This is a genomic window from Pseudomonas sp. Irchel s3h9, from assembly GCF_900187475.1.
GTDB lineage: Bacteria > Pseudomonadota > Gammaproteobacteria > Pseudomonadales > Pseudomonadaceae > Aquipseudomonas > Aquipseudomonas neuropathica.
The window spans coordinates 318,966-341,321 of record NZ_FYDH01000004.1; the positions used below are offsets into that span (position 1 = coordinate 318,966).

Sequence of the window (22,356 nt, forward strand, 5' to 3'; positions counted from 1 at the left end):
CCTAATGAATTACAACTGGGACTGGGGCGTGTTCTTCAAGTCCACCGGCGTTGGCAGCGAGACTTATCTCGACTGGTACATCTCCGGCCTGGGCTGGACCATTGCCATCGCCATCGTGGCATGGATCATCGCCTTGCTGCTGGGCTCCATTCTGGGGGTCATGCGCACGGTGCCAAACCGCATCGTATCGGGCATCGCGACCTGCTACGTCGAGCTGTTCCGTAACGTGCCGCTGCTGGTGCAACTGTTCATCTGGTACTTCCTGGTGCCCGACCTGCTGCCGCAAAACCTGCAGGACTGGTACAAACAGGACCTCAACCCGACCACCTCGGCTTACCTGAGCGTTGTCGTGTGCCTGGGCCTGTTCACCGCCGCCCGTGTCTGCGAGCAAGTGCGTACTGGCATTCAGGCGCTGCCACGCGGCCAGGAATCCGCCGCGCGCGCCATGGGATTCAAGCTGCCGCAGATCTACTGGAACGTGCTGCTGCCCCAGGCCTACCGGATCATCATTCCGCCGCTTACCTCGGAATTCCTCAACGTCTTCAAGAACTCCTCCGTGGCGTCCCTGATCGGCCTGATGGAACTGCTGGCGCAAACCAAACAGACCGCCGAATTCTCGGCCAACCTGTTTGAAGCCTTCACCTTGGCCACGCTGATCTACTTCACCCTGAACATGAGCCTGATGTTGCTGATGCGCATGGTCGAGAAGAAAGTCGCAGTGCCCGGCCTGATCTCCGTGGGGGGTAAATAATGGACTTCGATTTCAGCGGCATCATCCCCGCCATTCCGGGCCTGTGGAACGGCATGGTCATGACCTTGCAGTTGATGGTCATGGGCGTGGTCGGCGGCATCGTGCTGGGGACCATCCTCGCACTGATGCGCCTGTCGTCGAGCAAACTGCTGTCGCGGGTGGCCGGCGCTTATGTGAACTACTTCCGTTCGATCCCGCTGCTGCTGGTGATCACCTGGTTCTACCTGGCGGTGCCGTTCGTACTGCGCTGGATCACCGGTGAAGACACGCCAATCGGGGCGTTCACCTCCTGCGTCGTGGCCTTCATGATGTTCGAAGCCGCGTACTTCTGCGAAATCGTCCGCGCCGGTGTGCAGTCGATCCCCAAAGGCCAGATGGCCGCCGCACAAGCGATGGGCATGACCTATGGCCAGACCATGCGTCTGATCATCCTGCCCCAGGCGTTCCGCAAGATGACCCCGTTGCTGCTGCAACAGTCGATCATCCTGTTTCAGGACACCTCGCTGGTCTACACCGTGGGCCTGGTGGACTTCCTCAACTCCGCCCGCTCCAGCGGCGACATCATCGGTCGATCCAACGAGTTCCTGATCTTCGCCGGTGTCGTCTACTTCATCATCAGCTTTTCCGCCTCGCTGCTGGTCAAGCGTCTGCAAAAAAGGTTCGCCGTATGATCTCTATCAAGAACATCAACAAGTGGTATGGGGACTTCCAGGTGCTGACTGATTGCAGCACCGAGGTCAAAAAAGGCGAAGTGATCGTGGTCTGCGGCCCGTCGGGTTCCGGCAAATCGACCCTGATCAAATGCGTCAACGCGCTGGAGCCGTTCCAGAAAGGCGACATCGTCGTCGACGGCACCTCGATTGCCGACTCGAAGACCAACCTGCCGAAACTGCGCTCGCGCGTGGGCATGGTGTTCCAGCATTTCGAACTGTTCCCGCACCTGACCATCACCGAAAACCTGACCATCGCGCAGATCAAGGTGTTGGGCCGTAGCAAGGAAGAGGCGACCAAGAAAGGTCTGCAATTGCTCGAGCGCGTCGGCTTGTCCGCTCACGCCCACAAGCATCCGGGGCAACTGTCCGGTGGTCAGCAACAGCGTGTGGCGATTGCCCGTGCGCTGGCGATGGACCCGATCGTCATGCTGTTCGACGAACCGACCTCGGCGCTCGACCCGGAGATGGTCAACGAAGTGCTCGACGTGATGGTGCAACTGGCCCACGAAGGCATGACCATGATGTGCGTGACCCACGAAATGGGCTTTGCGCGCAAAGTGGCTGACCGGGTGATCTTCATGGACGCCGGCAAGATCATCGAAGACTGCCCGAAAGAGGAGTTCTTCGGCGACATCAGCGCCCGCTCCGAACGCGCGCAGCACTTCCTCGAGAAAATCCTGCAGCACTAAAAGCAACACACCTGCCGGGGCATTGCTCCATCCCTGTGGGAGCGAGCCTGCTCGCGAAGAGGCCATTACATTCAGCCTGGATGTTGAATGTCAGTCCGTTTTCGCGAGCAGGCTCGCTCCCACAAGGGCCGGCGCTGCCCTTGCAACAAGTGTGGTGGTTGACCCAAGGCAACTGTGATGAAATGCGACCCCAATCTCTATCGCGCCGCGCCGCCATCACTTGCCGTGAAGCCTCGTCTGATTCGTCATCTGTTCCTGCCGCCACTGGTCATCGTCCTGATGATCGGGTTGGGTTACGCCGGCTTCTGGACCAGTGAGCATTTCGGCATTCGCAGCCTCGGCGAAAACGGCCAGCGTCAGCTCGAACTGAACGCCCGCGCCGTCGAAAGCGAAATCAGCAAATACACCTACCTGCCCAGCCTGTTGGAACTCGAAACCAGTGTGTCGCAGTTGCTGGCCGACCCGACCCCGGAACACCGGCGAACGGTCAACGATTACCTTGAAGGCCTGAACCGGCGCAGTCGCAGTCGGGCCATCTACGTGATGGACACCACCGGCCGTGTCATGGCCACCAGCAACTGGCGCGATGTCGACAGTTATCTCGGTGAAGACCTGTCCTTCCGCGCCTATTTCCAGAAAGCCGTACGCGGCGAGTCGGGGCGTTTCTACGGCATCGGCAGCACCAACGGTGAGCCCGGCTATTACCTCGCCCACGGCCTCGAAGAGCATGGCAAGATCATCGGCGTCGCCGTGGTCAAAGTGCGCCTGGAAGCCATGGAAGAACGCTGGCAACGCGCGCGTCTAGAAGCCTTTGTCAGCGATGAGAACGGCATCATCATTCTCTCCAGCGATCCGGCTCGACGCCTCAAGTCAGTGATCCCGCTCACCGACGAAATCAAAGAAAAACTCGCCCGCAGCCTGCAGTACTACTGGTTCCCGCTCAACGAACTGCAACCGCTGGCCCGGGAAACCCTGTCCGAAGGCGTGGAAAAACTGACCTTCCCCGCCAACAGCGAAGTGCGCTCCGACGATGACGACATCAGCTATCTGGCACAGACCCGGCCACTGAGCGACACACCGTGGAACTTCACCCTGCTCACGCCGTTGCAGGACCTGCGCCGCGAAGCCATCAACCAAGGGATTCTGGTCGCCGTCGCGTTTGCGCTGGTGGCATTCCTGTTGATCGCCTGGAACGAGCGACGCAAGGTCATCGCCACCCGTCTCGCCGCCCGCGAAGCCTTGCAGGAAGCCAACAATCAACTGGAGCGTCGGATTACCGAACGCACCACTGATCTGCGCGCCAGCAACGAGCGCCTGAAGAGCCAGATCCGCGAACGGCGTCAGGCCGAAGAGACGTTGCGCCGTGCGCAGGATGAACTGGTGCAGGCTGGCAAGCTCGCCGCCATCGGTCAGATGTCGACCAGCATCGCTCACGAATTGAATCAGCCGCTGGCGGCGATGCGTACGCTGTCGGGCAACACCGTGCGCTTCCTCGAACGGGGCCAACTGGATGTCGCCAGCACCAATCTGAAAACCATCAACGAGCTGATCGACCGCATGGGCCGGATCACCGCCAGCCTGCGTTCGTTCGCCCGGCGCGGTGACAACCAGGGCCAGGCCAGCCTCGGCAAAGCCGTGGAGGCCGCGCTGCAATTGCTCGGTGCACGCCTGGAGAGTTCGGCGGTCAACATTCACCGCCAGTTCATCGATGTCCAGGTGCAGATCGACCAGACCCGCCTCGAACAGATTCTGGTCAACCTGATCGGCAATGCCCTCGACGCCATGCAGGCGCAACCCCTGCCCGAGCTGTGGCTGGAGGGTGAAGAATTCAACGCCAAATATCGCCTGCGTGTACGTGACAACGGTCACGGCATCGACGCTGAAGCGCGCAAGCATCTGTTCGAACCGTTCTTCACCACCAAACCCGGCGAACAAGGCCTGGGCCTTGGCCTGACCCTTTCCGCCAGCCTCGCCGCCGCCACCGGCGGGCATCTGGGTGTCGAACACCCGGCCAGCGGTGGCACCACCTTCGTCCTCAGTTTACCGTTGGTAAGCCCTACTCCTGCCGAGCCAATATGAACCACGACCTTAGTGTGCTGATCGTCGAAGACGACCCCCATGTGCTGCTCGGCTGCCAACAGGCGCTGACCCTCGAAGACATTCCCTGTGTCGGCGTCGGCAGTGCAGAAGAAGCGCTGGAGCGCGTCGGCGACAACTTTGCCGGCATCGTCATCAGCGACATTCGCCTGCCGGGCATCGATGGCCTCGAACTGCTGACCCGCCTCAAGCAACGTGATCGCAGCCTGCCGGTGGTGTTGATCACCGGCCACGGCGACATTTCCATGGCCGTCGGCGCGATGCAGAAAGGCGCCTATGACTTCATGGAAAAACCGTTCTCGCCGGAGCGCCTGGTCGACGTCGCACGGCGGGCACTGGAGCAACGCAGCCTCGCCCGCGAAGTCTCATCGCTGCGCCGGCAACTGGCCGAGCGCGACTCCCTTGAAGGGCGGATCATTGGCCGCTCGCCGGCGATGCAGAACCTGCGCGAACTGATTGCCAACGTCGCCGACACTTCGGCCAACGTGCTGATCGAAGGCGAGACCGGCACCGGTAAGGAACTGGTCGCCCGCTGCCTGCACGATTTCAGTCGTCGCCACAGCAAGCAATTCGTCGCGTTGAACTGCGGCGGTCTGCCGGAAAACCTTTTCGAAAGCGAGATTTTCGGCCACGAGGCCAACGCCTTTACCGGTGCCGGCAAACGCCGTATCGGCAAGATCGAACACGCCGACGGCGGCACGCTGTTCCTCGACGAAGTGGAAAGCATGCCGCTGCCATTGCAGATCAAACTGCTGCGCGTGTTGCAGGAGCGCACCCTCGAACGTCTCGGCTCGAACCAGAGCGTGGCCGTGGATTGCCGGGTGATCGCAGCAACCAAATCCGACCTCGACGAAGCGAGCAAGGCCGGCGAGTTCCGCAGCGACTTGTACTACCGCCTCAACGTGGTAACGCTGGAGCTGCCACCATTGCGCGAACGCCGCGAAGACATCCTGCAACTGTTCGAACACTTCACCCAGCAATCAGCACTGCGCTTCGACCGCGCACTGCCGGAGCTGGACAACCAGACCCTGTCGAACCTGATGAGCCATGATTGGCCGGGCAACGTGCGTGAATTGCGCAACGTCGCCGAACGTTTTGCCCTCGGTTTGCCGGCGTTCAAGAAGTCCGGCACCAGCGCTGGCGGCCAAGGCCTGGCGTTTGCCGAAGCGGTGGAAGCCTTCGAGCGCAACCTGCTCAGCGACGCCCTGCAACGCAGCGGCGGTAACCTGACTCAGGCCAGCCTGGAATTGGGCATGGCCAAGACCACGCTGTTCGACAAAGTGAAAAAATACGGTCTGAGCCATTAAGCGAGAACGATGTGGATCTGTTTTTCAAAGCCCTGTTGGGCGCCGCGGTAGTACTGATCATCGCGGCGCTGTCGAAAACCAAAAACTACTACATCGCCGGATTGGTGCCGCTGTTTCCGACGTTTGCGCTGATTGCGCATTACATCGTCGGCAAGGGGCGTTCGATTGAGGATTTGAAGACCACGATCGTGTTCGGCATGTGGTCGATCATTCCGTACTTTGTGTATCTGGCGACGTTGTATGTGATGGTGGATCGGTTGCGGCTGGAGGCTTCGTTGGCGGTGGCGGCGGTGGCCTGGTTGATGGCCGCCACGGTGTTGGTGACTGTGTGGGTGCGCCTGCACGGCTAAGTGCAAAAGCCACCCTCACCCCAGCCCTCTCCCTCCGGGAGAGGGGGCCGACCGAGGTGTCTTGCAAGCTGCATCGACCTGAAAGATCCAGTCGATTATGGATTCGGTACAGCACGTTCACGTCGGCGTATCACTCCAGCATCCCCCAATCAGTCCCCTCTCCCTCAGGGAGAGGGCTAGGGTGAGGGGCTTTTAGCTTTTCAGTTGACGGCACCACCCCGGGCGTCAGCCATAATCTGCCGGATCGCCCCGACAAACGTCTCCACCGGTTGCCCACCCGTCACCGCGTATTGCCCGTTGAACACCACGGTCGGCACCGAACTCACCCCGCGCTGCAACCACAATTGCTCTTCTTCACGCACCTCATCGGCAAACTCGTCGGACGCCAGAATCGCCTCGGCTCGCTGACGATCCAGCCCGACACTTTCCGCAATCTGCACCAGTTGCCGATGATCCGACGGATTGCCGCCATCGCTGAAATACGCCTTGAACAGCGCCTCTTTCAACAACAGTTGCACACCTTCGAGCCCGGCCCAGTGCAGCAAGCGGTGCGCATCAAAAGTGTTGAAGATACGGCTGTTGCCGTCAGTGCGAAACGCAAACCCGAGTTCAGCGCCACGGGCACGAATGGCTTCGCGATTTTTCTGCGATTGCTCCGGGGTCGAGCCGTACTTCTCTTGAATGTGCTCAGCGATGTTCTGCCCGTCTGCGCCCATTTTCGGATTGAGTTCGAACGGTTGGAAACGGATCTCGGCCTGCACTTCGTTGCGTAGGATCTCCAGTGCCTGTAACAGGCCACGCAAACCGACGACACACCAGGGGCAGGAGACGTCGCTGACAAAATCGATTTTCAAGGCAGAACTCATCACACACCTCGCGGGGGGAAATCGTGCGGGAAAATTTGCACGATACACCTGCTCCGGATTTTTTGGTGACCGTAGTGGCCCCTTCGCGAGCAGGCTCGCTCCCACCCTTGGAATGCGTTCCCCTGTGGGAGCGAGCCTGCTCGCGAAGAGGCCCGCTCAGGCGATACAAATACCTCGATTACAGCAGATTCCCGCCCACCACCGGCTCAATCTGCGCCCAATGCGAAGTGTCTTCACGATGCGCCTGCAAATACGGCAGCACCGCCGCCAGCAACGGCTCCTTGAACGCCTCTTGAAAGCGATGCGCCAACCCCGGAATCAGTTTCAACTGGCTGCCGCGAATATGCGCCGCCAGATGAACCCCGTGCATCACCGGCAACAACGGATCCGCCGTGCCATGCACCACCAGCGTCGGTACCCGCAACTGATTGAGCAATGCCACCCGGCTCGGTTCGGCAAGAATCGCCATGATCTGCCGCTTCACGCCTTCGGGATTGAACGCGCGGTCATACGACAGCGCAGCCTGATGCAGCAAGACCTGGCGATCATCGGTGACCGCCGGGCTGCCCAGCGCGGCCAGCAGATCAGCCTGCTGTTCCAGCGCCACCTGTCGATTCGGTGCGCCGCGACGCGACAACAACTGCACCAGCGCCGCGCTGGGTGCCGGCAGACCTTCGGCGCCCGAGGTGGTCATGATCAATGTCAGACTCTCGACCCGCTGCGGTGCCATCGCCGCCATGTGCTGGGCAATCATCCCGCCCATGCTCGCGCCCAGCACGTGGAATTGCTCGACGTGCAACGCGTCCATCAAGCCCAGCGCGTCGTCTGCCATGTCGGTCAGGCTGTAAGGCGCTGCCACCGGCAGACCGAGCTTGTAGCGCAGCACTTCGAAGGTCAGATTGGCGTCAGCCGGCGCCTGCCGCCAGGTCGACAGACCGACGTCGCGGTTGTCATAGCGAATCACCCGAAAACCCTGCTGACACAGCGCAACCACTACTTCGTCCGGCCAGTGGATCAACTGTCCACCCAAGCCCATGACCAGCAACAACGCCGGATCCGACGCGCGACCAATGCTCTGGTAAGCCAGGCTCACCTGCTGCAGATCAACGTGCTCGGTCGGCACATTGACGTCGCAACGCGCCGCCGCCCAAGACGACGATCCGAAAAAAATCGCGACCAGAACAGCCGCGACCGATACAAAACCCTTGACCATGAAAAACACCGAAACGCAGAACCCCAGTAGAGCGCGAGTCTGATGAAGTTTGTTCAAGCGCGCTGCCACACTTCGATGACAGTTTGATGAAGAGTGCCGAATGGTCATGGGCGGTGGTTGCAAACAATATCTATGTACCGCCATCGCCTTGCGCGATTTCTCTTGAATGACCCGCTCAGGGACGGATTCCCCGCCCCGCCAATGCGAGTCACACCACCATGCTCGAGCGCCTTATTCTGGATGAGCTCCCCGCACCGTCACCGTTGCCCGAGACCGTCGAACAGCTGCCGAAAACGATTGATGACAGCCTCCTGCTGCAGGCTTGCCAACGCTGGCGCGCCAGCAGCGAGGGTTTGCGCGATTTGTTTGCCGCCAGCCCGGCCCTGCGCGACAGCGTCAATGAATTGCTGCGCCAACAACTGCAACTAGACGGCGAAAAGACCGGACTGCGCTTTGCGGCCACCGCTGACCAGCCGGAGCACATCGTCAGCCTCACCGACGCCTGTGCCTTTGTCGTTCAACACCCGACACTGGAAACCGATCTGGATCAGCGTTGTGTCCTCACCGGTATCCGCGCGGGCCATCTGTTAGCCACCCTGAAGCCCCTGCAGCTCCTGGAAAAACTCAAAGCCCTCGACCCACGCAAAAGCCACGAGATTCGCTGGGCAGAATTCTGGGACGCGCGAGCGCCGCGCACACCGGTGTCGCGACGTAGCCGCGCCACGCAGCTTTACCGCGAGCATTTCGAAGCCACTGCGCACATGGCTCTCGCCCATCAGACGATTACCCCGGCACAACTCAAAACGCTGCAACTGATCATTGATTCAGGTGCTGGCGCGCTGACAATCGAGGGTCAACCTGTGCACACGGAAAAGTTGGCCCTGGTGCTGAGCAACGACAGCAAAATCAAACTCCCCGGTGCATGGGTCGTCAGCGTCGGCAATTTGGCCACGGCGGCGCCTTTGCTTTATCTGCCCGGAAACGCCATATCGATCCAGGCCTTCACCACCCGCGCAGACATGCAGACGTGGCTGACCCATCAGGTACAGATCCCCACCGGACTGCCCAAAGAAATCCTTCGCGTTGACTACAGCGCAGCGCTTGACCCGATGGTCACTGGCGCCAGCGATCTGTTCGCCGACCGTCACCACGCGCAGCTCGACGCCTTGAACAATACCAACAAAGGCCATCCCGGGCTCAGGGCGCATGGCGCGCGCTCACTGGTGCATGTCGACCTGATTGATCATCAGCGCAGCAGCGCGATCATCGTGGCGGCGCCGCCAAAACCGCTCAACTCCGCCAGCGATGTCGAGACCGACGAAACACCGCTGTTCGGCAGCCTGTCCGCCGGGATTCCACTGGCCGTGCGCCACGCGGCGCTCAAACGCCAACGCGAGGCGCTTGAGCGCTTGCAGGCCAATGACAGCGACGGCTCTCGATACCGAGAATGCCAGGACGCCCTCAAAGCGCTGGAAGCCGCCGAACAAACTGGCGCGACCGCTGCCACAACCCTGCTTTACCGCGAAACGGACCTCGACGCGAATACCTTCAACACCGCCCTCAGTGCCCTGCGTCAGGCACACCGGGACGGCCTGTATGCCGAAGGCAGACTGCAAGCAAACCTTGGCCAACTTGACAGCGCCGAACACGATCTGCTCAAGGCCGTGCTGGCCCCCCCCGTCGCGGCCGAGCGTGACACGGATATCACGGCGGCCAGCCTGACCTTGTCACTGAGCGAAACCAAGGACGGGGTCACGACAACGCAAAGCGAAGTGCTCAAGGGCGCACTCGTCATCGGACGCCAGGCGGCACTCTCGGACACTTCCAGTCTGATGCTCTACTGGCCGGGCAATGGCGGTGGCCTGCAACGCTTTGCCGATCGCCGGACACTGGCGCGCGAGGTGTTCAGGATTCTCGACGACGACAACGACCTGGCCCTGCAACTGAGTCCGATCACCACCGACCCGTTGCTTTATTGCCTCAACGCGCTGGTGAGCGACTTCGAAGCGAAAGCCACACCCCTGCGCGGCAAACCCGAACAGGCTGACGCGCTGGAGGTTCTGCGCCAGGGCTGCCTCGCCAATCTTCAGGTTCCGCTGCACGCCGCCAGACACCTGGCTTTCACTCATCTGCAGGAACAGCAACGCAGCGGCACCCTCGCCGGCAACCTGCCGGGCTGGCTGGTCAAACTCAAGGAAAACGAGCGTAGCGCGCTGAAACAGAACATCGAGGCGTACGTCGCGGCGATGCGTCAAAGCCACGCCCTCATGACCCTCGCCCTGGAACCTCGTGATGACTTCACCCGCCGCCATCTGCACGCCCGATTGCGCAGGGACTTTTCCCTTGAGGGCGACTTTTCCATACAAGTCGAACTGCCCGACTCGACCAAAACCGAACAGGTCCCGGAGTCGGGGCCGGGTGGCGTCAGAAAGATCACGACCATTGTGCCCAGCAAAGCACGCAGCAAAATGTCACTGGAGGACCTGGCCCAGCTCAATATCGATAACGTGCAATCGGTGCTCAATGACTCGCTGTCACAACGCTTGATCTTCTTGCGTCTGGAAATCACCGCGACGCATAAAAAGGATCGGACGCGCCTGCTCAACGGCATCAACCTGACCTATCTGCGCAAGGTTCTGCCGGAGCTGGACCTGCCCAAAGCCTATGAGCAGAAGATCCGTGACGCCTTCCAGGGCGCCGCCAGCGAGTCGGCATTCGTCAAACAACATCGCCGGGAAAGCCTGATCGAGCCGTGGCGCCTGATGCTGAAAATACAGAGCGAAAATGCACGCCTGCAAAAACACCTCAGCGCTGATGAAGCGGCGCTGCTGAACATCGCCATCGACGCCGACACCCCACAGGCGTGGCAAGCCAGCGGCAAGCGTCTTGTGCTGTTGCCGGTGTCGCTGAAAGTCGGCGGCAAGGACACCCCCGGCGAAGGCCCGGTGACCCTGTCCGGCGTCAGCTTCATCGAAGAGCAGATCAGCGGCGTCACTCTGCTGTACCTGCCGGACAGCCACGACGGGCAGTTCTTGCGCCGCTACGACACGCTCGAAGCGGCGCGCAAAGGACTGTTCACCTTGTGCGCAAGTGACAAGTGGATCGAGTACCTGGCGCACAGAACGTTGCAAGGTAACGTCAGGGCCCATGTCAACCGAATCGGTCAGGCCGTGGAAAAAAACTTCGATGCGATCATCGAAGTCGGAGTGCGCTGGCCGGCCAGTACCTCGCTGGCCGCACACCTGCTCGATGCGCACATGGGACGCTTGATCGAGGCCCATCGCGGCACGTCGCGCTCCAACGATGAACTGTTCTTCGAGCGCTACGCCCTGAAAGGCCCGCGCGCCTTCAACTACATCAAAATGGCCTTGGGCATGGTGCCCTTCGTCGGCAGTGTGCTGGCCCTCTATCAGGCCTGGACCGCTGCCAATCAGGCAGCCGCCGCGTTCTTGCGTGGTGACGTGGCTGACGGTCTGGTTGAAATCGAGTCAATGCTGCTGTCGCTGATCGACGCCTTCATGGATCTGCTCCCGGGTGAAGCCGCGGCCTCGACGCCCTCCCGGACGACCCGCGCGTTGACACGGGCGCGTCAGCTGCACGCGGTGGTGCGCGATGTGGCGACACTGCAGGTCAAGTCGCAGCGCCACGCCCGACATGTGCTGGCGCGCTTCAAGGATTACGACTATGAAAAGCCGATTTCCCTGGGTGGCACAGAACCGGCCAGCCACGGCCTCTACCGCGGGATCTACCGGCTTGCCGACGGCGACTTCATCGAGCGTCAGGGCCGCGTCTACCAAGTAGAGCTGAGCCGGGATTCGCGCAGCTGGCGTCTGTCCGGCAACTCGCGAAAAACCTACAAGCAGCCGATCGCACTGGATGAAAGCGGGCAATGGGACACCTGGTTTGGCGTCTATGGCACAGCCCTTGAAGGTGGCGTGGTGGGGGGTGGCAATGTCGGCGGGCGCCTGGTCGATACACTCGACCCTTACTGGCCGTCGGTGATTCGGCAACACCTGCCGCGCTGGCTGGTAGATCGAAACTTCCGCCGCCACCATCAACTGGCCGCCACCGCAAACAATTTGGGCCGCCAATTGCAACTCAGGGGAGCGAAAAGTGACCAGGTGATCAATGCCTACGCCGAAGCCACGGAAGCGCAACGCCTGACCATGTTGCCAACGGCCGAAGCCGCATGCATTGGCGATATCCAACTGGCCAGGCAACGTTATGAGGCGTTGACCGAGTTGACTGCGTTGACCCAAGGCAGAAAACACAGGACTGTCGCCCAAATGCGAGGCAAGACCGCATGGCTGTTGACTGATCGTTACCAGCGACGCGCCTTCCACCTGTCGCATAAAATTCATGGCACAACACGAGCAATCAACCGATTGAAGCAGCTACACAATGCGCTGCCGGGTGATGCTGTGGCTGAACGTTTGAAACACATTGAAGACATACACAGGTTTCGTGTCGAGATCGTCAATCAGCTCGATCAGTTGGGCGAACTCAGGGACCAGGTCCATCACTGGTATGATCGCATGCTGGCTAAAGACCGGCCGGAAATGTCGGCGCTGGTCGATAACATTAACAGCCGTCACAGTGAACCCATCCTGCTGTACCTGAAAACCTCCCAACGCTTGGAAATCGTCAGAAAAGCCGGCAGCCCCGACGATGCCTCGTGGCGCTATTTTGTGACGATGGCAGAGCCCCTGCGCAACAGAATCGATCTGCATCTGTACCGCCAGTACGACTTGCCGAACATGCAGAACACGACCGCCCAACGTAATCGCATTCTTCAGGAAAGCATCGACGCTTGCGTCGAGTATCGGCGCGAGATGGCGGTATGGACCGCCAGCTATCCGCAATTCTTTCATCTGGGCGTAGTCGAGCCCTTGCTGGAAGGCGTTGATCGCCTGGCGGATCGAGCGCGTGCCGCTATCAACAGGCCACCCGAGCCGAGGGTCGCGGGGCAACCCCTGCAGCGCGTGTTCATCACGGATGACAACCAATTGCGCCATGGCGTGGAGCAATGGGATAACCTGACCAACGCCCGTCAATACAGAAGTACCGGGATTAGAGGCTATGAAGAAATCTGGGAACATGGCGCCGATGGCGTCGTGCGCCTGACCAACCCGCAAAACCTGGCAGTTCCCTCCCCCGCCGAGCTGAGTCTGGCCACCCTGGTAACTGAGGCACAGCAACGTCTGGAGAACGTTTCCACTTACCGCGCCACGGTGCAGAGCAACGCCAATCGCGGCATGCTGCCCGTCGACCTGCAACACATGCTTGACAGTCAGGCGAGTGAACTCACCACCCGTGCCGACGGTATCGCTGCCAAGTCGGCAGAGCAACCGATCATCCAGCAATTGCGCGATCAGGCCGCCGAGCTGATCGTCGAAGGTCGCGCCTTGCGCACCCAACGCTCGATGACCAGTCAAAAGCCCACCGACGGCATGCTTGATGACCTCATCGGACAGAACGCGGTGGAGATCCGCAAACCCCTTGCGATCCAAAAACTGGCTGATCATCAGGGGCGCCCCAACTACCTGCAGGAATATGAGGTCTGGAACCTCACACAGGAGCCCGCGCAATTACTCTGGTACGTGCATTTCCATTACCGTTCGGCGACCCGACCCTTGCGCCAATTCGAAAGAGCCCACCTGAAACTGCCGGCGCATCGCAAGCTGACTCACGCTGACGACCCGACCCTGCTTGATTCCAGAATCACTGCACAGTCCATTGTCCTGCGGCATTTCGAGGGACTCTGAGCATAAGACACTGTAGTCATATGAAGAACTGCCGAGCCATCACTCGGCGGTTCTGCCGTAAAAGAACGCGTCGATGTCGACAGCGCTATCATCATGAGACAAACTCACCCTCTTTGCGCTTATCACAAGTTTTCCTCATGGAGCCTTCGGTGCTTGAAATCCGTCACCTGAAAACCCTGCACGCCTTGCGTGAAGCCGACAGCCTGGTCGATGCCGCCGACCGTTTGCACCTGACGCAGTCGGCGCTGTCCCACCAGTTCAAGGAGCTTGAGGAACGCCTGGGCATGGCGTTGTTCGTGCGCAAGACCAAACCGGTCCGGTTCACCAGCGCCGGTTTGCGCTTGCTGCAACTGGCTGACGCAACCCTGCCGCTGTTGCGCGCCGCCGAGCGGGATATCGGCCGTCTCGCCGGTGGTACGGCCGGGCGTTTGCACATGGCCATCGAATGCCACAGCTGCTTTCAGTGGCTGATGCCGACCATCGACCAGTTCCGCGATGCCTGGCCGGAAGTCGAACTCGATCTCGCTTCGGGTTTCGCCTTCGCACCGCTGCCGGCGCTGGCGCGTGGCGATCTGGATCTGGTGGTGACTTCCGATCCACTGGAAATCGCCGGCATCACCTATGTACCGCTGTTCACCTACGAAGCCATGCTTGCCGTGGCCAATCAGCATGCGCTGGCGAGCAAGCCGTACATCGTCCCCGAAGACTTGCTGACGGAAACGCTGATCACCTACCCGGTGGAACGCGACCGTCTCGACATCTTCACACGCTTCCTGGAGCCGGCCGACATCGAGCCGGCGCAGGTGCGCACTTCGGAACTGACGGTGATGATGATGCAACTGGTCGCCAGCGGCCGTGGCGTCTGTGGCATGCCGCACTGGGCGCTGCACGAATACAGCTCGCGCGGTTACGTGAAGGGTAAACGGCTGGGGGAAAAAGGTTTGTTCGCAACGTTGTACGCGGCGATTCGCACCGACATGCTCGATGCACCGTACATGCGGGATTTTCTGCTGACGGCGAAGGACACGTCGTTCTCGACCCTGGACGGTGTCAGCGCGGTTCGCTGAGTCACTTGTGGGAGCGAGCCTGCTCGCGAAAGCGATGTATCAGACACACAAATAGTGACTGTCAGATTGCCTTCGCGAGCAGGCTCGCTCCCACAGGGATCAGCGCAATATCAGAGTTGACGCCACATGTGGATCTTGTCGAAATAATCTTCGTTCACCCGCACCGCCAGCGGTTCGAGGCCGAACTGGATAAAGCCGCAGCGCTGGTAGAGATTGAACGCGGCGTCATTGCCGGCGGTAACGGTAAGCTGGAGCAGTTTCAGTGCCGGGTGGTTTTGCGCTTCGGTAATGGCCGCCTGTACCAGTTCATGGCCCAGACCGTGCTGGCGAAAATCCGCCGAGACGTACATGCCGAACAACGTGGCCTTGTGGCGGGCCTTCTCGCGCGGTTCAAAGGCCAGGCCGACGATGCCGGCCAGCGCGCCGGCTTCAAACGCGCCAAGCACCACATCGAGCTTGCTGGTCAGGCGCCCTTCCCACCAGCTCAATGGCATCACCGCGCGTTCGCGAACACTGGAAGTGAACGCCTGCGGATGGCGGTCATAGGCTTCGAGCATCAGTTCGCGGTAAGCCAGGGCATGACTGGCGTCCAGCCGTTCGATCCACATGTTCACGCCGTCCTGCGTTGCTCAAGCATCAGCCGCACAGCGAGGCCGCCGAGGACGAAGCCCATGAAATAACGCTGCAGTGCCAGCCACGTCGGGTTACGCACAAACCACGAAGCGATGCCCGCCGCGAACAGCGCGATCAGCAAATTGACGCAGAAACTGACGCTGATCTGGGTCAGGCCGAGAATGATGCTTTGGGTGAACACCGAGCCGTGTTCAGGGGAGATGAACTGCGGAAACACCGAGAGGTAGAACACGGCGATTTTCGGGTTCAGCGCGCTGGTGAGAAAGCCCATGGTGATCAGCTTTCGCGACGAGTCCGGCGGCAATTGCTGCGCCTCGAACGGTGAGCGCGCACCGGGTTTCACTGCTTGCCAGGCCAGCCACAGCAGGTACAGCGCACCGGCCCACTTCAGCACTTCATAGGCCATCGGCACTGCCAGAAACACCGCAGTCAATCCCGCCGCCGCGGCGAACATATGCACAAAGAATCCACTGACCACACCGAGCAACGACGTGACCCCGGCCTTGCGTCCCTGACAGATCGAACGCGAAATCAGATAGATCATGTTCGGCCCCGGCGTCAGCACCATCAGCAATGCGGCAGCGGCGAAGATCAGCAAGTCTTGAAGCGGGATCATGGCAAAGTCCTTTGCGTGGATGATCAGGCGATTGCGTTCAGCGACTTGCGATAAAACGGCAGGATCAGGTCACGTGTCAATGGCGCCAGAACCACAGCAGGATCAGTGGCCGGATCGACCCAGATCACTTCTTCGATTTCCGCCGCCGGCGTGACGTCGGCCTCGATCGTCAGTTGAAAGATCTCGGCCTGCACGACACACCCCGGCTCGTTGGCCGCAGGCGCCGAGAACTGGCCGAGAAAAGCCGCCTGCGCCGGATCGATCTGCAAGCCCAGCTCTTCTTCCAGCTCGCGGGCCAGCGCGTGCACCGGCAACTCGTGCGCCTCGATCTTGCCGCCCGGTTGCATGAACGCCGTAGTGCCGCGCTTGCGCACCAACAGAGTCTGGCCTGCGGGATTGAGCAACAGCGCGGCGGCTATACGAATGAGGTTTGCAGAGACAACGGATGCACAAGTCATGGATCAGCCACCGGCCTGGAAAAACCGCAAGGATCCCATGCCCGGCCCAATGACGTCACCTCACCGATCATTCCCCCTGCGCCTTGAGCGTGGCTTCAACCTCCTCCGGCACCTTGACGAAAATCGTGTACTTGCCGCCCTCCATGGCTTCAAACGCAATCAGCTTTTCCACCAACAGCGCGCTGAGCACCTTGCCGGCATTGAGCAGCAGCATGCCGTTATCGGCATTGAGGTTGCGCGCCAGAATCATTCCCGCCGCCAGATCCCGAGTGGACAGCACCTTGACCGACGGATCGGCCAGCGTTACGTCGCTGAGGAACGCGGCACACACCTGAATGAAATCCTCGACCAGATCGGGATCGTACAAACGTCCGGCGTACTGGCGCAGGTACAGCAGCGCTTCATCGCTGTTCATCTGCCGCTCAAGGATCAGACCGCGCTGCAACTCGACGAAATCCACCGCCAGTTTCAGCAAGCGTGAGCCGAACGGAATGCCCTCGCCCTTGAGCCGGTCGGGAAAGCCGCTGCCGTCCCAACGCTCCTGATGATGCAGGATCAGACGCGCCGCATCCTTCATCGGGTCCAGGGTCATGAGCAACGATTCGCTCTGCTTCGGATAGCTGCGATAACGCTCGCGTTCGGTATGGCGCAGCAGATCCGAGGGCGTGGTCATCATCGCGTCGGTCCAGCTCAGTTTGCCAATGTTGTACAGCGCCGCAGCCATGGTCAGATCACGGCTGGTGGCCTCGTCCAGCCCATGCTGTTTGCAGTAGCTGCGCACCAGTTCGATGATCTGCCGGTTGGTCTGTTTGGCAGGTGGCAAGCGCAAATTGGCCAGCAGCGAGAACACTTCGGTGCCGGTAACGTAGCTGTGCTTGAGCTCTTCGTACGCCAGATCAAGCATGTCGGCGGTCTGCTGCAGTTCGGCGGTGCGCGCTGCGACATGCTTTTCCAAAGTGCTGTTAAGCAGTTTGAGCTGATCGTTCTGCACTCGGGTCAAGCGCTCCAGCCGTTGGCGCTCCTGCTCGGAATGCTGGTGTTCGAGGGACTGGCGCAGAATCAGCAACAGCTCTTCGTCATTCCACGGCTTGCTGATGTACCGGTGAATCTGCCCGTCATTGATGGCTTTGATGATCGCCGCCGGGTCGGCATAGCCGGTGAGCATGATCCGCGCCGTCGCCGGAAAACGTTCACGGACATGCGCCAGCAACGAAGCACCGTCCATGCCCGGCATCCGCGCATCGCTCATCACCAGGTTCACCGGCTGCTGCGCGAGGATCTCCAGCGCCTGAGCGCCGCTGGTGGCCAACAGAAGATCGTAGGGTTGGCCGCGTAACAGGCGGCGCAGGCTGTTGAGGATCGACTCCTCGTCATCGACCAGCAGCACTGTGGGTCGATGCGCCGGCAGCGGCGCGGATGGCTCTTCCATGGCATGGCCTCAAGCAAACAGGGAAATTACGACGCACCGAGCCAACACTGCGCCGGTCCGCGCCTGAGTCCAAGGCTAGATGATTTTGGCCGGCATCCACGCCGATCTTTGTCCGGGGCCGAAAGCGCAGTGCCGGGGAGCCGACTATGCTGAAGACAGCGCAAGACTCCATCGGCTGATACAAACAGGCAAATGGCGAGGGAAAAGGATGCCCCGGATCACCACAGCATGCCTCCCCACGGGTGGCGCGGCATGACAGCGCCAACCGTGCACATCAATCGCCGCGTGCTGATCGTTGACGACAGCCCAGCGATCCATGGCGATTTCGCCAAGATTCTCAGCCCGGTCATCCCCGGTGTCGATGGTTTGGGCGAAACCGAGAGCCTGCTGTTCGGCACGCCGTCCGCACCGCAAACCCAACATTTCGAACTGGATTCGGCGTTTCAGGGCCGCGAAGCCCTGGAAAAACTTGAGGCCGCGCTGGCAGAAAACCGCCCCTACGCCATGGCCTTCATCGACATGCGCATGCCACCGGGCTGGGATGGCCTGGAGACCATTGAACGGCTGTGGCAAGTCGACCCCAAGCTGCAAGTTGCGCTGTGCACGGCCTATTCCGATTATTCCTGGGAAGACATCGACCGGCGTCTGGCACTGAACGACCGCTTGCTGATTTTGAAAAAGCCCTTCGACGCCATCGAGATCCGCCAGATGGCCAGCGCCCTCACAGTCAAATGGCAGATGACCGAAGACGCCGAACTGAAGATGAGCCTGCTAGAAGCTGCGGTGCAGGAACGCACCCGGGAGCTGTCCGACGCCAATGTGATCGTGCAGAACAGCCCGACGATTCTTTACCGTTTGCGCGGCGAACCCTCGTTTGCGCTGATGTACATCTCCCACAACATCACCCGTTACGGCCATGTCGCCGCCGACCTGGTGGGTTCGCCCGACTGGGCGCAGGCACTGATTCATCCGGACGATCAGGCGAACGTCGATGCGGCCATGGCCCGGGTGCTGGATCGGCATGCGTCGGGCGCATCCATCGAATTCCGCATGCGCACCGGCCAGGGTACCTGGCGCTGGGTGGAAAACCGCTACATCCCGGTGCGCGATCAGGACGGCCGACTTCTGGAAGTCGAAGGCATCATCCTCGACATCACCGAACGCCGCCTGGCCGAGGAAAAACTGGCCTTGCTGGCGCGCTCCGACGGCCTGACGGGCCTGGCCAATCGCGCCACACTGATCGAACGCCTGCATCAGGCGTTTGCCGCCGCGCGACGGGGTGCCATGCCGTTTGCGGTGTTCTATCTGGACCTCGACCATTTCAAGCGGATCAATGACACCTTGGGCCACCCGGTGGGCGACCTGCTGCTGCAGGAAGTCGCCCGGCGCATCAAGTCCGGCGTACGGGAAAGTGACGTGGTGGCGCGCCTGGGCGGCGACGAGTTCGCGATCCTGCAACTGGACGTCAGCGACCCGACCCAATCGGCCGCGATGGCCGCCAAGATTCGCGACACGCTGCTGGCGCCCTACCACCTGGCCGGTAATGCGCTGCATATTTCGGTGAGCATCGGCATCAGCAGTTACAGCGACCTCAGCCTCGATGCCGACGCGCTGCTCGGGCAAGCCGACATGGCGCTGTACCGCGCCAAGGAAATGGGCCGCAACCAGTACCACTTCCACTCCGAGGAAATCTCTCGGGAAGTGGCCGAACGCATGACTCTGGTCAGCGAATTGATGACCGCCCTCGAGGGCAATGAGCTGATGCTGCGCTATGCGCCGGAGGTCGATCTGCACAGCGGCAGGATTCTCGGCATGGAGGTACAAGTCCTCTGGCAGCATCCTAGTCGCGGCCTGCTGCAGGCCTGCGACTTCGTGCCGATTGCAGAGAAAACCGGCGCAATCATTCCGCTCGGGCGTTGGGTGCTGGATCACGCCTGCCACCAGATGCATCTGTGGCGTAACGAAGGCGTCGCGCCGCCCGTAATGGCGATCAAACTTTCGCTGGCCCAACTCAAGAGCGGCCCCGAGCTGATCTACAACGTGCTGCGCACCACCGCCCGTTGGGAACTCGCCCCTTGGGACCTGCGTTTCGATGTCACCGAGGCCACACTGGCCCAGACCAAGTGGACGCACAACGACGCGTTGCCGCGCCTGCGTGAACTGGGCGTGAGCATCGCCATCGATGATTTCGGCACCGAATACTCCTCGTTCGACTACCTGAAAACCTACCGGGTCAATCACCTCAAACTGGCGCAGAGTTTCGTCGACAGTGCCGCCCACGATGTCGCCAGTGCCAACGCCCTGCGCGCGATCGTCAACTTCGCCCGCGATCTGGACATCGACATCATTGCCGAAGGCCAGCCATCGTCGGATCAACCGTGCACGCCCCCCACCGCGCCCCCGCTGCCCAGCGCCCGGGGCATGTATTTCAGCGCAGCGGTCAGCGCCGAACAAGCCGGGCATTTGCTCAAGGACAGTTGCCGTCTGGCGCCAAAGGAGGACGAGGCATGAAAACGCCTTTTCCGCAGACCAACCGGCGCATCCTGATCATCGATGACACGCCGGCGATCCACGATGACTTTCGCAAGATCCTCGCCCCGCAGGTGGCGGACGCCGTCGATTTGCAGCAACTGGAGCAGACGCTGTTCGGCAGCCAGCAGACGCCGCACCTGAGCTTCCAGCTCGACTCCGCCTATCAAGGCCAGGAAGCGCTGGCACTGGTCAATCGCGCACTGGCCAGTGGCAATCCCTACGCCCTCGCCTTTATCGACATGCGCATGCCGCCCGGCTGGGATGGCCTGGAAACCATCGAGCAACTGTGGCGTGTCGACCCGAACCTGCAAATCGCCTTGTGCACGGCGTACAGCGACTACAGCTGGGAAGCGATGGCCGAACGGCTGGAGTTCGGCGATCAGTTGCTGATCTTGAAAAAGCCGTTCGACAGTCTGGAAATCCGTCAGATGGCCAATGCCCTGACCTGGAAATGGCAACTGGCGCAGGACGCGGCGCTGAAGATGCTCAGCCTTGAGCGGACCATCGAGGCGCGGGTGCACGAACTGCTCAAGGTCTCGCACCTGCTGCAATACGACAGCCTCACGGAGCTGCCCAACAGCACCTTGCTCGGTGATCGCCTGAGTCAGGCCATGGCCGTGTGCCGACGGCATGACAAACAATTGGTGGTGATGTTTCTCGGTCTGGATCGCTTCAAGCGCATCAACAATGCGCTGGGCCATCCGGCGGGTGACGAGATGCTCAAACGGGTCGCCCGACAACTGTTGTCCTGCGTGCGCGATTCGGACTCGGTGTTTCGCTACGGTTCCGATGAGTTCGTGGTGATCCTCGGCGACATCAACCACCCTCAGCAAACCCACGGCATCGCGGAAAAACTCCTCGCCGCCATTCGCCTGCCGCAGACGATTGCCGGCCACGACGTCAGCGTCACCGCCAGCGTCGGCATCAGCGTCTACCCCGAAGACGGCCTCGAAGCCACCGAGCTGATCAAGAAAGCCGAGACCGCGATGCGCAACGTCAAGGAGCAGGGGCCTGACAACATCGGCTTTTTCATCGAAGCCATGAACCAGCACGCCCGGGAGCAGCACAGCATCGAGTCGGGCATTCGCCGCGCCCTGCAGGCGCATGAATTCGTCCTGCACTATCAGCCGAAAGTCGACCTGCGCAGTGCCAAAGTGGTGGGTGCCGAAGCACTGCTGCGCTGGCAGAAACCCGGGCATGGCTGGGTCTATCCGTCGGACTTCATACCGGTGGCCGAGGACAGCGGCCTGATCGTGCCGTTGAGCAAATGGGTGCTGGCTGAAGCTTGTCGTCAGACCCGTGCCTGGCAACTGGCCGGACTGCCGCCGATCCGCATGTCGGTCAACACTTCACCCATCGATTTTCGCCAGCGTGACTTCGTCGCTAGCATCGAGTGCGTCCTGGAACAGACAGGTCTGGCCCCCGAATGGCTGGAGCTGGAAATCACCGAAGGCGTGCTGATGCAAAACGTCGAGGCGACGATGACGGCGCTCAATCGCCTGAAAACGCTGGGCACGCGTCTGGCCATTGATGACTTCGGCACCGGCTATTCCAGCCTGAGCTACTTGAGGCGATTTCCCATCGATGTGCTGAAGATCGACCAATCGTTCATTCGCAACCTGTGCAACGACCGCAACGATGCCGCGCTGGTGAGCGCCATCATCAACCTGGGCAAGAGTCTGGAACTGGACGTCATCGCCGAAGGCATCGAAACCGCTGACCAACTGGCCTTTCTCAAGGCCCATCACTGCGAAGAAGGCCAGGGCTACTTTTTCAGCGAAGCCCTACCCGCAGACGCATTTGCGCGGTTGCTGGCCGGTACGCAACCCGCGCCCTGGACGATTGAATGATCACTGTGAAACCGGCCTTG

The 22,356-nt window shown here is 60.8% G+C and carries 16 protein-coding genes; 10 read left to right on the top strand and 6 right to left on the bottom strand.

Going from position 1 to position 22,356, the window contains the following annotated elements; all coding sequences use genetic code 11:
* The first annotated feature begins 4 nt into the window (after positions 1 to 4).
* The 6 genes from CKW26_RS08915 (at position 5) to CKW26_RS08940 (ending at position 5,907) form a co-directional block, all read left to right on the top strand.
* Positions 5 to 751, top strand: a complete 747-nt coding sequence (locus tag CKW26_RS08915) for an amino acid ABC transporter permease (protein ID WP_095048296.1) — start codon at positions 5 to 7, stop codon at positions 749 to 751.
* A complete protein-coding gene (locus CKW26_RS08920; protein WP_003227756.1) occupies positions 751 to 1,422 on the top strand; it encodes an amino acid ABC transporter permease in 672 nt (223 codons plus the stop codon). Before CKW26_RS08915 ends, CKW26_RS08920 begins: the two co-directional genes overlap by 1 nt.
* On the top strand, positions 1,419 to 2,153 hold the full coding sequence (locus CKW26_RS08925) for an amino acid ABC transporter ATP-binding protein (protein WP_007963947.1): 735 nt from the start codon (positions 1,419 to 1,421) through the stop codon (positions 2,151 to 2,153). Before CKW26_RS08920 ends, CKW26_RS08925 begins: the two co-directional genes overlap by 4 nt.
* Before the next feature lie 177 nt (positions 2,154 to 2,330).
* On the top strand, positions 2,331 to 4,232 hold the full coding sequence (locus tag CKW26_RS08930) for a sensor histidine kinase (RefSeq protein WP_095048297.1): 1,902 nt from the start codon (positions 2,331 to 2,333) through the stop codon (positions 4,230 to 4,232).
* Positions 4,229 to 5,557: a sigma-54 dependent transcriptional regulator gene (locus CKW26_RS08935; RefSeq protein WP_095048298.1), complete on the top strand. Its 1,329-nt coding sequence runs from the start codon at positions 4,229 to 4,231 to the stop codon at positions 5,555 to 5,557. Before CKW26_RS08930 ends, CKW26_RS08935 begins: the two co-directional genes overlap by 4 nt.
* An 11-nt stretch (positions 5,558 to 5,568) precedes the next feature.
* Entirely contained in the window at positions 5,569 to 5,907 is a 339-nt protein-coding gene (locus tag CKW26_RS08940; protein ID WP_095048299.1) for a GlpM family protein, read from the top strand.
* A 200-nt stretch (positions 5,908 to 6,107) separates the two neighbouring features.
* On the opposite strand, the gene CKW26_RS08945 is transcribed toward CKW26_RS08940, so the two are convergent.
* Both CKW26_RS08945 and CKW26_RS08950 read right to left on the bottom strand, forming a co-directional pair.
* Positions 6,108 to 6,773: a DsbA family oxidoreductase gene (locus CKW26_RS08945; protein ID WP_095048300.1), complete on the bottom strand. Its 666-nt coding sequence runs from the start codon at positions 6,771 to 6,773 to the stop codon at positions 6,108 to 6,110.
* 178 nt (positions 6,774 to 6,951) lie between these two features.
* Positions 6,952 to 7,986: an alpha/beta fold hydrolase gene (locus tag CKW26_RS08950; protein WP_095048301.1), complete on the bottom strand. Its 1,035-nt coding sequence runs from the start codon at positions 7,984 to 7,986 to the stop codon at positions 6,952 to 6,954.
* A gap of 218 nt (positions 7,987 to 8,204) precedes the next feature.
* On the opposite strand from CKW26_RS08950, the gene CKW26_RS08955 reads away from it, so the two are divergent.
* Positions 8,205 to 13,751, top strand: a complete 5,547-nt coding sequence (locus tag CKW26_RS08955; RefSeq protein WP_095048302.1) for a dermonecrotic toxin domain-containing protein — start codon at positions 8,205 to 8,207, stop codon at positions 13,749 to 13,751.
* Positions 13,752 to 13,900: 149 nt separating this feature from the next.
* Positions 13,901 to 14,818 (top strand): transcriptional regulator MetR, encoded by a 918-nt coding sequence (gene metR / locus CKW26_RS08960; RefSeq protein ID WP_007916739.1) that lies wholly within the window; start codon positions 13,901 to 13,903, stop codon positions 14,816 to 14,818.
* A gap of 110 nt (positions 14,819 to 14,928) precedes the next feature.
* Here the strand turns inward: metR and CKW26_RS08965 are convergent, their stop codons facing one another.
* The 4 genes from CKW26_RS08965 to CKW26_RS08980 form a co-directional block, all read right to left on the bottom strand.
* The gene (locus tag CKW26_RS08965; RefSeq protein WP_095048303.1) at positions 14,929 to 15,426 is read right to left on the bottom strand and encodes a GNAT family N-acetyltransferase; all 498 of its coding nucleotides are present in this window, start codon (positions 15,424 to 15,426) and stop codon (positions 14,929 to 14,931) included.
* 2 nt (positions 15,427 to 15,428) lie between these two features.
* Positions 15,429 to 16,067: a LysE family translocator gene (locus CKW26_RS08970; RefSeq protein WP_093430595.1), complete on the bottom strand. Its 639-nt coding sequence runs from the start codon at positions 16,065 to 16,067 to the stop codon at positions 15,429 to 15,431.
* Between the two features lie 23 nt (positions 16,068 to 16,090).
* Positions 16,091 to 16,525: an NUDIX domain-containing protein gene (locus CKW26_RS08975; RefSeq protein WP_095048304.1), complete on the bottom strand. Its 435-nt coding sequence runs from the start codon at positions 16,523 to 16,525 to the stop codon at positions 16,091 to 16,093.
* 67 nt (positions 16,526 to 16,592) lie between these two features.
* Positions 16,593 to 17,954, bottom strand: a complete 1,362-nt coding sequence (locus CKW26_RS08980) for an HD domain-containing phosphohydrolase (RefSeq protein WP_095048305.1) — start codon at positions 17,952 to 17,954, stop codon at positions 16,593 to 16,595.
* Positions 17,955 to 18,206: 252 nt separating this feature from the next.
* On the opposite strand from CKW26_RS08980, the gene CKW26_RS08985 reads away from it, so the two are divergent.
* The gene (locus CKW26_RS08985; RefSeq protein ID WP_177409235.1) at positions 18,207 to 20,465 is read left to right on the top strand and encodes an EAL domain-containing protein; all 2,259 of its coding nucleotides are present in this window, start codon (positions 18,207 to 18,209) and stop codon (positions 20,463 to 20,465) included.
* On the top strand, positions 20,462 to 22,336 hold the full coding sequence (locus CKW26_RS08990; RefSeq protein WP_095048307.1) for a bifunctional diguanylate cyclase/phosphodiesterase: 1,875 nt from the start codon (positions 20,462 to 20,464) through the stop codon (positions 22,334 to 22,336). Before CKW26_RS08985 ends, CKW26_RS08990 begins: the two co-directional genes overlap by 4 nt.
* The last annotated feature ends 20 nt before the right edge of the window (positions 22,337 to 22,356 follow it).

Excerpts from the sequence above, each read along its gene's own strand:
- CKW26_RS08915 (WP_095048296.1), top strand. The coding sequence starts at position 5 with ATGAATTACAACTGGGACTGGGGCGTGTTCTTCAAGTCCACCGGCGTT.
- CKW26_RS08920 (WP_003227756.1), top strand. The coding sequence starts at position 751 with ATGGACTTCGATTTCAGCGGCATCATCCCCGCCATTCCGGGCCTGTGG.
- CKW26_RS08925 (WP_007963947.1), top strand. The coding sequence starts at position 1,419 with ATGATCTCTATCAAGAACATCAACAAGTGGTATGGGGACTTCCAGGTG.
- CKW26_RS08930 (WP_095048297.1), top strand. The coding sequence starts at position 2,331 with ATGAAATGCGACCCCAATCTCTATCGCGCCGCGCCGCCATCACTTGCC.
- CKW26_RS08935 (WP_095048298.1), top strand. The coding sequence starts at position 4,229 with ATGAACCACGACCTTAGTGTGCTGATCGTCGAAGACGACCCCCATGTG.
- CKW26_RS08945 (WP_095048300.1), bottom strand. The coding sequence starts at position 6,773 with ATGAGTTCTGCCTTGAAAATCGATTTTGTCAGCGACGTCTCCTGCCCC.
- CKW26_RS08950 (WP_095048301.1), bottom strand. The coding sequence starts at position 7,986 with ATGGTCAAGGGTTTTGTATCGGTCGCGGCTGTTCTGGTCGCGATTTTT.
- CKW26_RS08955 (WP_095048302.1), top strand. The coding sequence starts at position 8,205 with ATGCTCGAGCGCCTTATTCTGGATGAGCTCCCCGCACCGTCACCGTTG.
- CKW26_RS08965 (WP_095048303.1), bottom strand. The coding sequence starts at position 15,426 with ATGTGGATCGAACGGCTGGACGCCAGTCATGCCCTGGCTTACCGCGAA.
- CKW26_RS08970 (WP_093430595.1), bottom strand. The coding sequence starts at position 16,067 with ATGATCCCGCTTCAAGACTTGCTGATCTTCGCCGCTGCCGCATTGCTG.
- CKW26_RS08975 (WP_095048304.1), bottom strand. The coding sequence starts at position 16,525 with ATGACTTGTGCATCCGTTGTCTCTGCAAACCTCATTCGTATAGCCGCC.
- CKW26_RS08980 (WP_095048305.1), bottom strand. The coding sequence starts at position 17,954 with ATGGAAGAGCCATCCGCGCCGCTGCCGGCGCATCGACCCACAGTGCTG.
- CKW26_RS08985 (WP_177409235.1), top strand. The coding sequence starts at position 18,207 with ATGACAGCGCCAACCGTGCACATCAATCGCCGCGTGCTGATCGTTGAC.
- CKW26_RS08990 (WP_095048307.1), top strand. The coding sequence starts at position 20,462 with ATGAAAACGCCTTTTCCGCAGACCAACCGGCGCATCCTGATCATCGAT.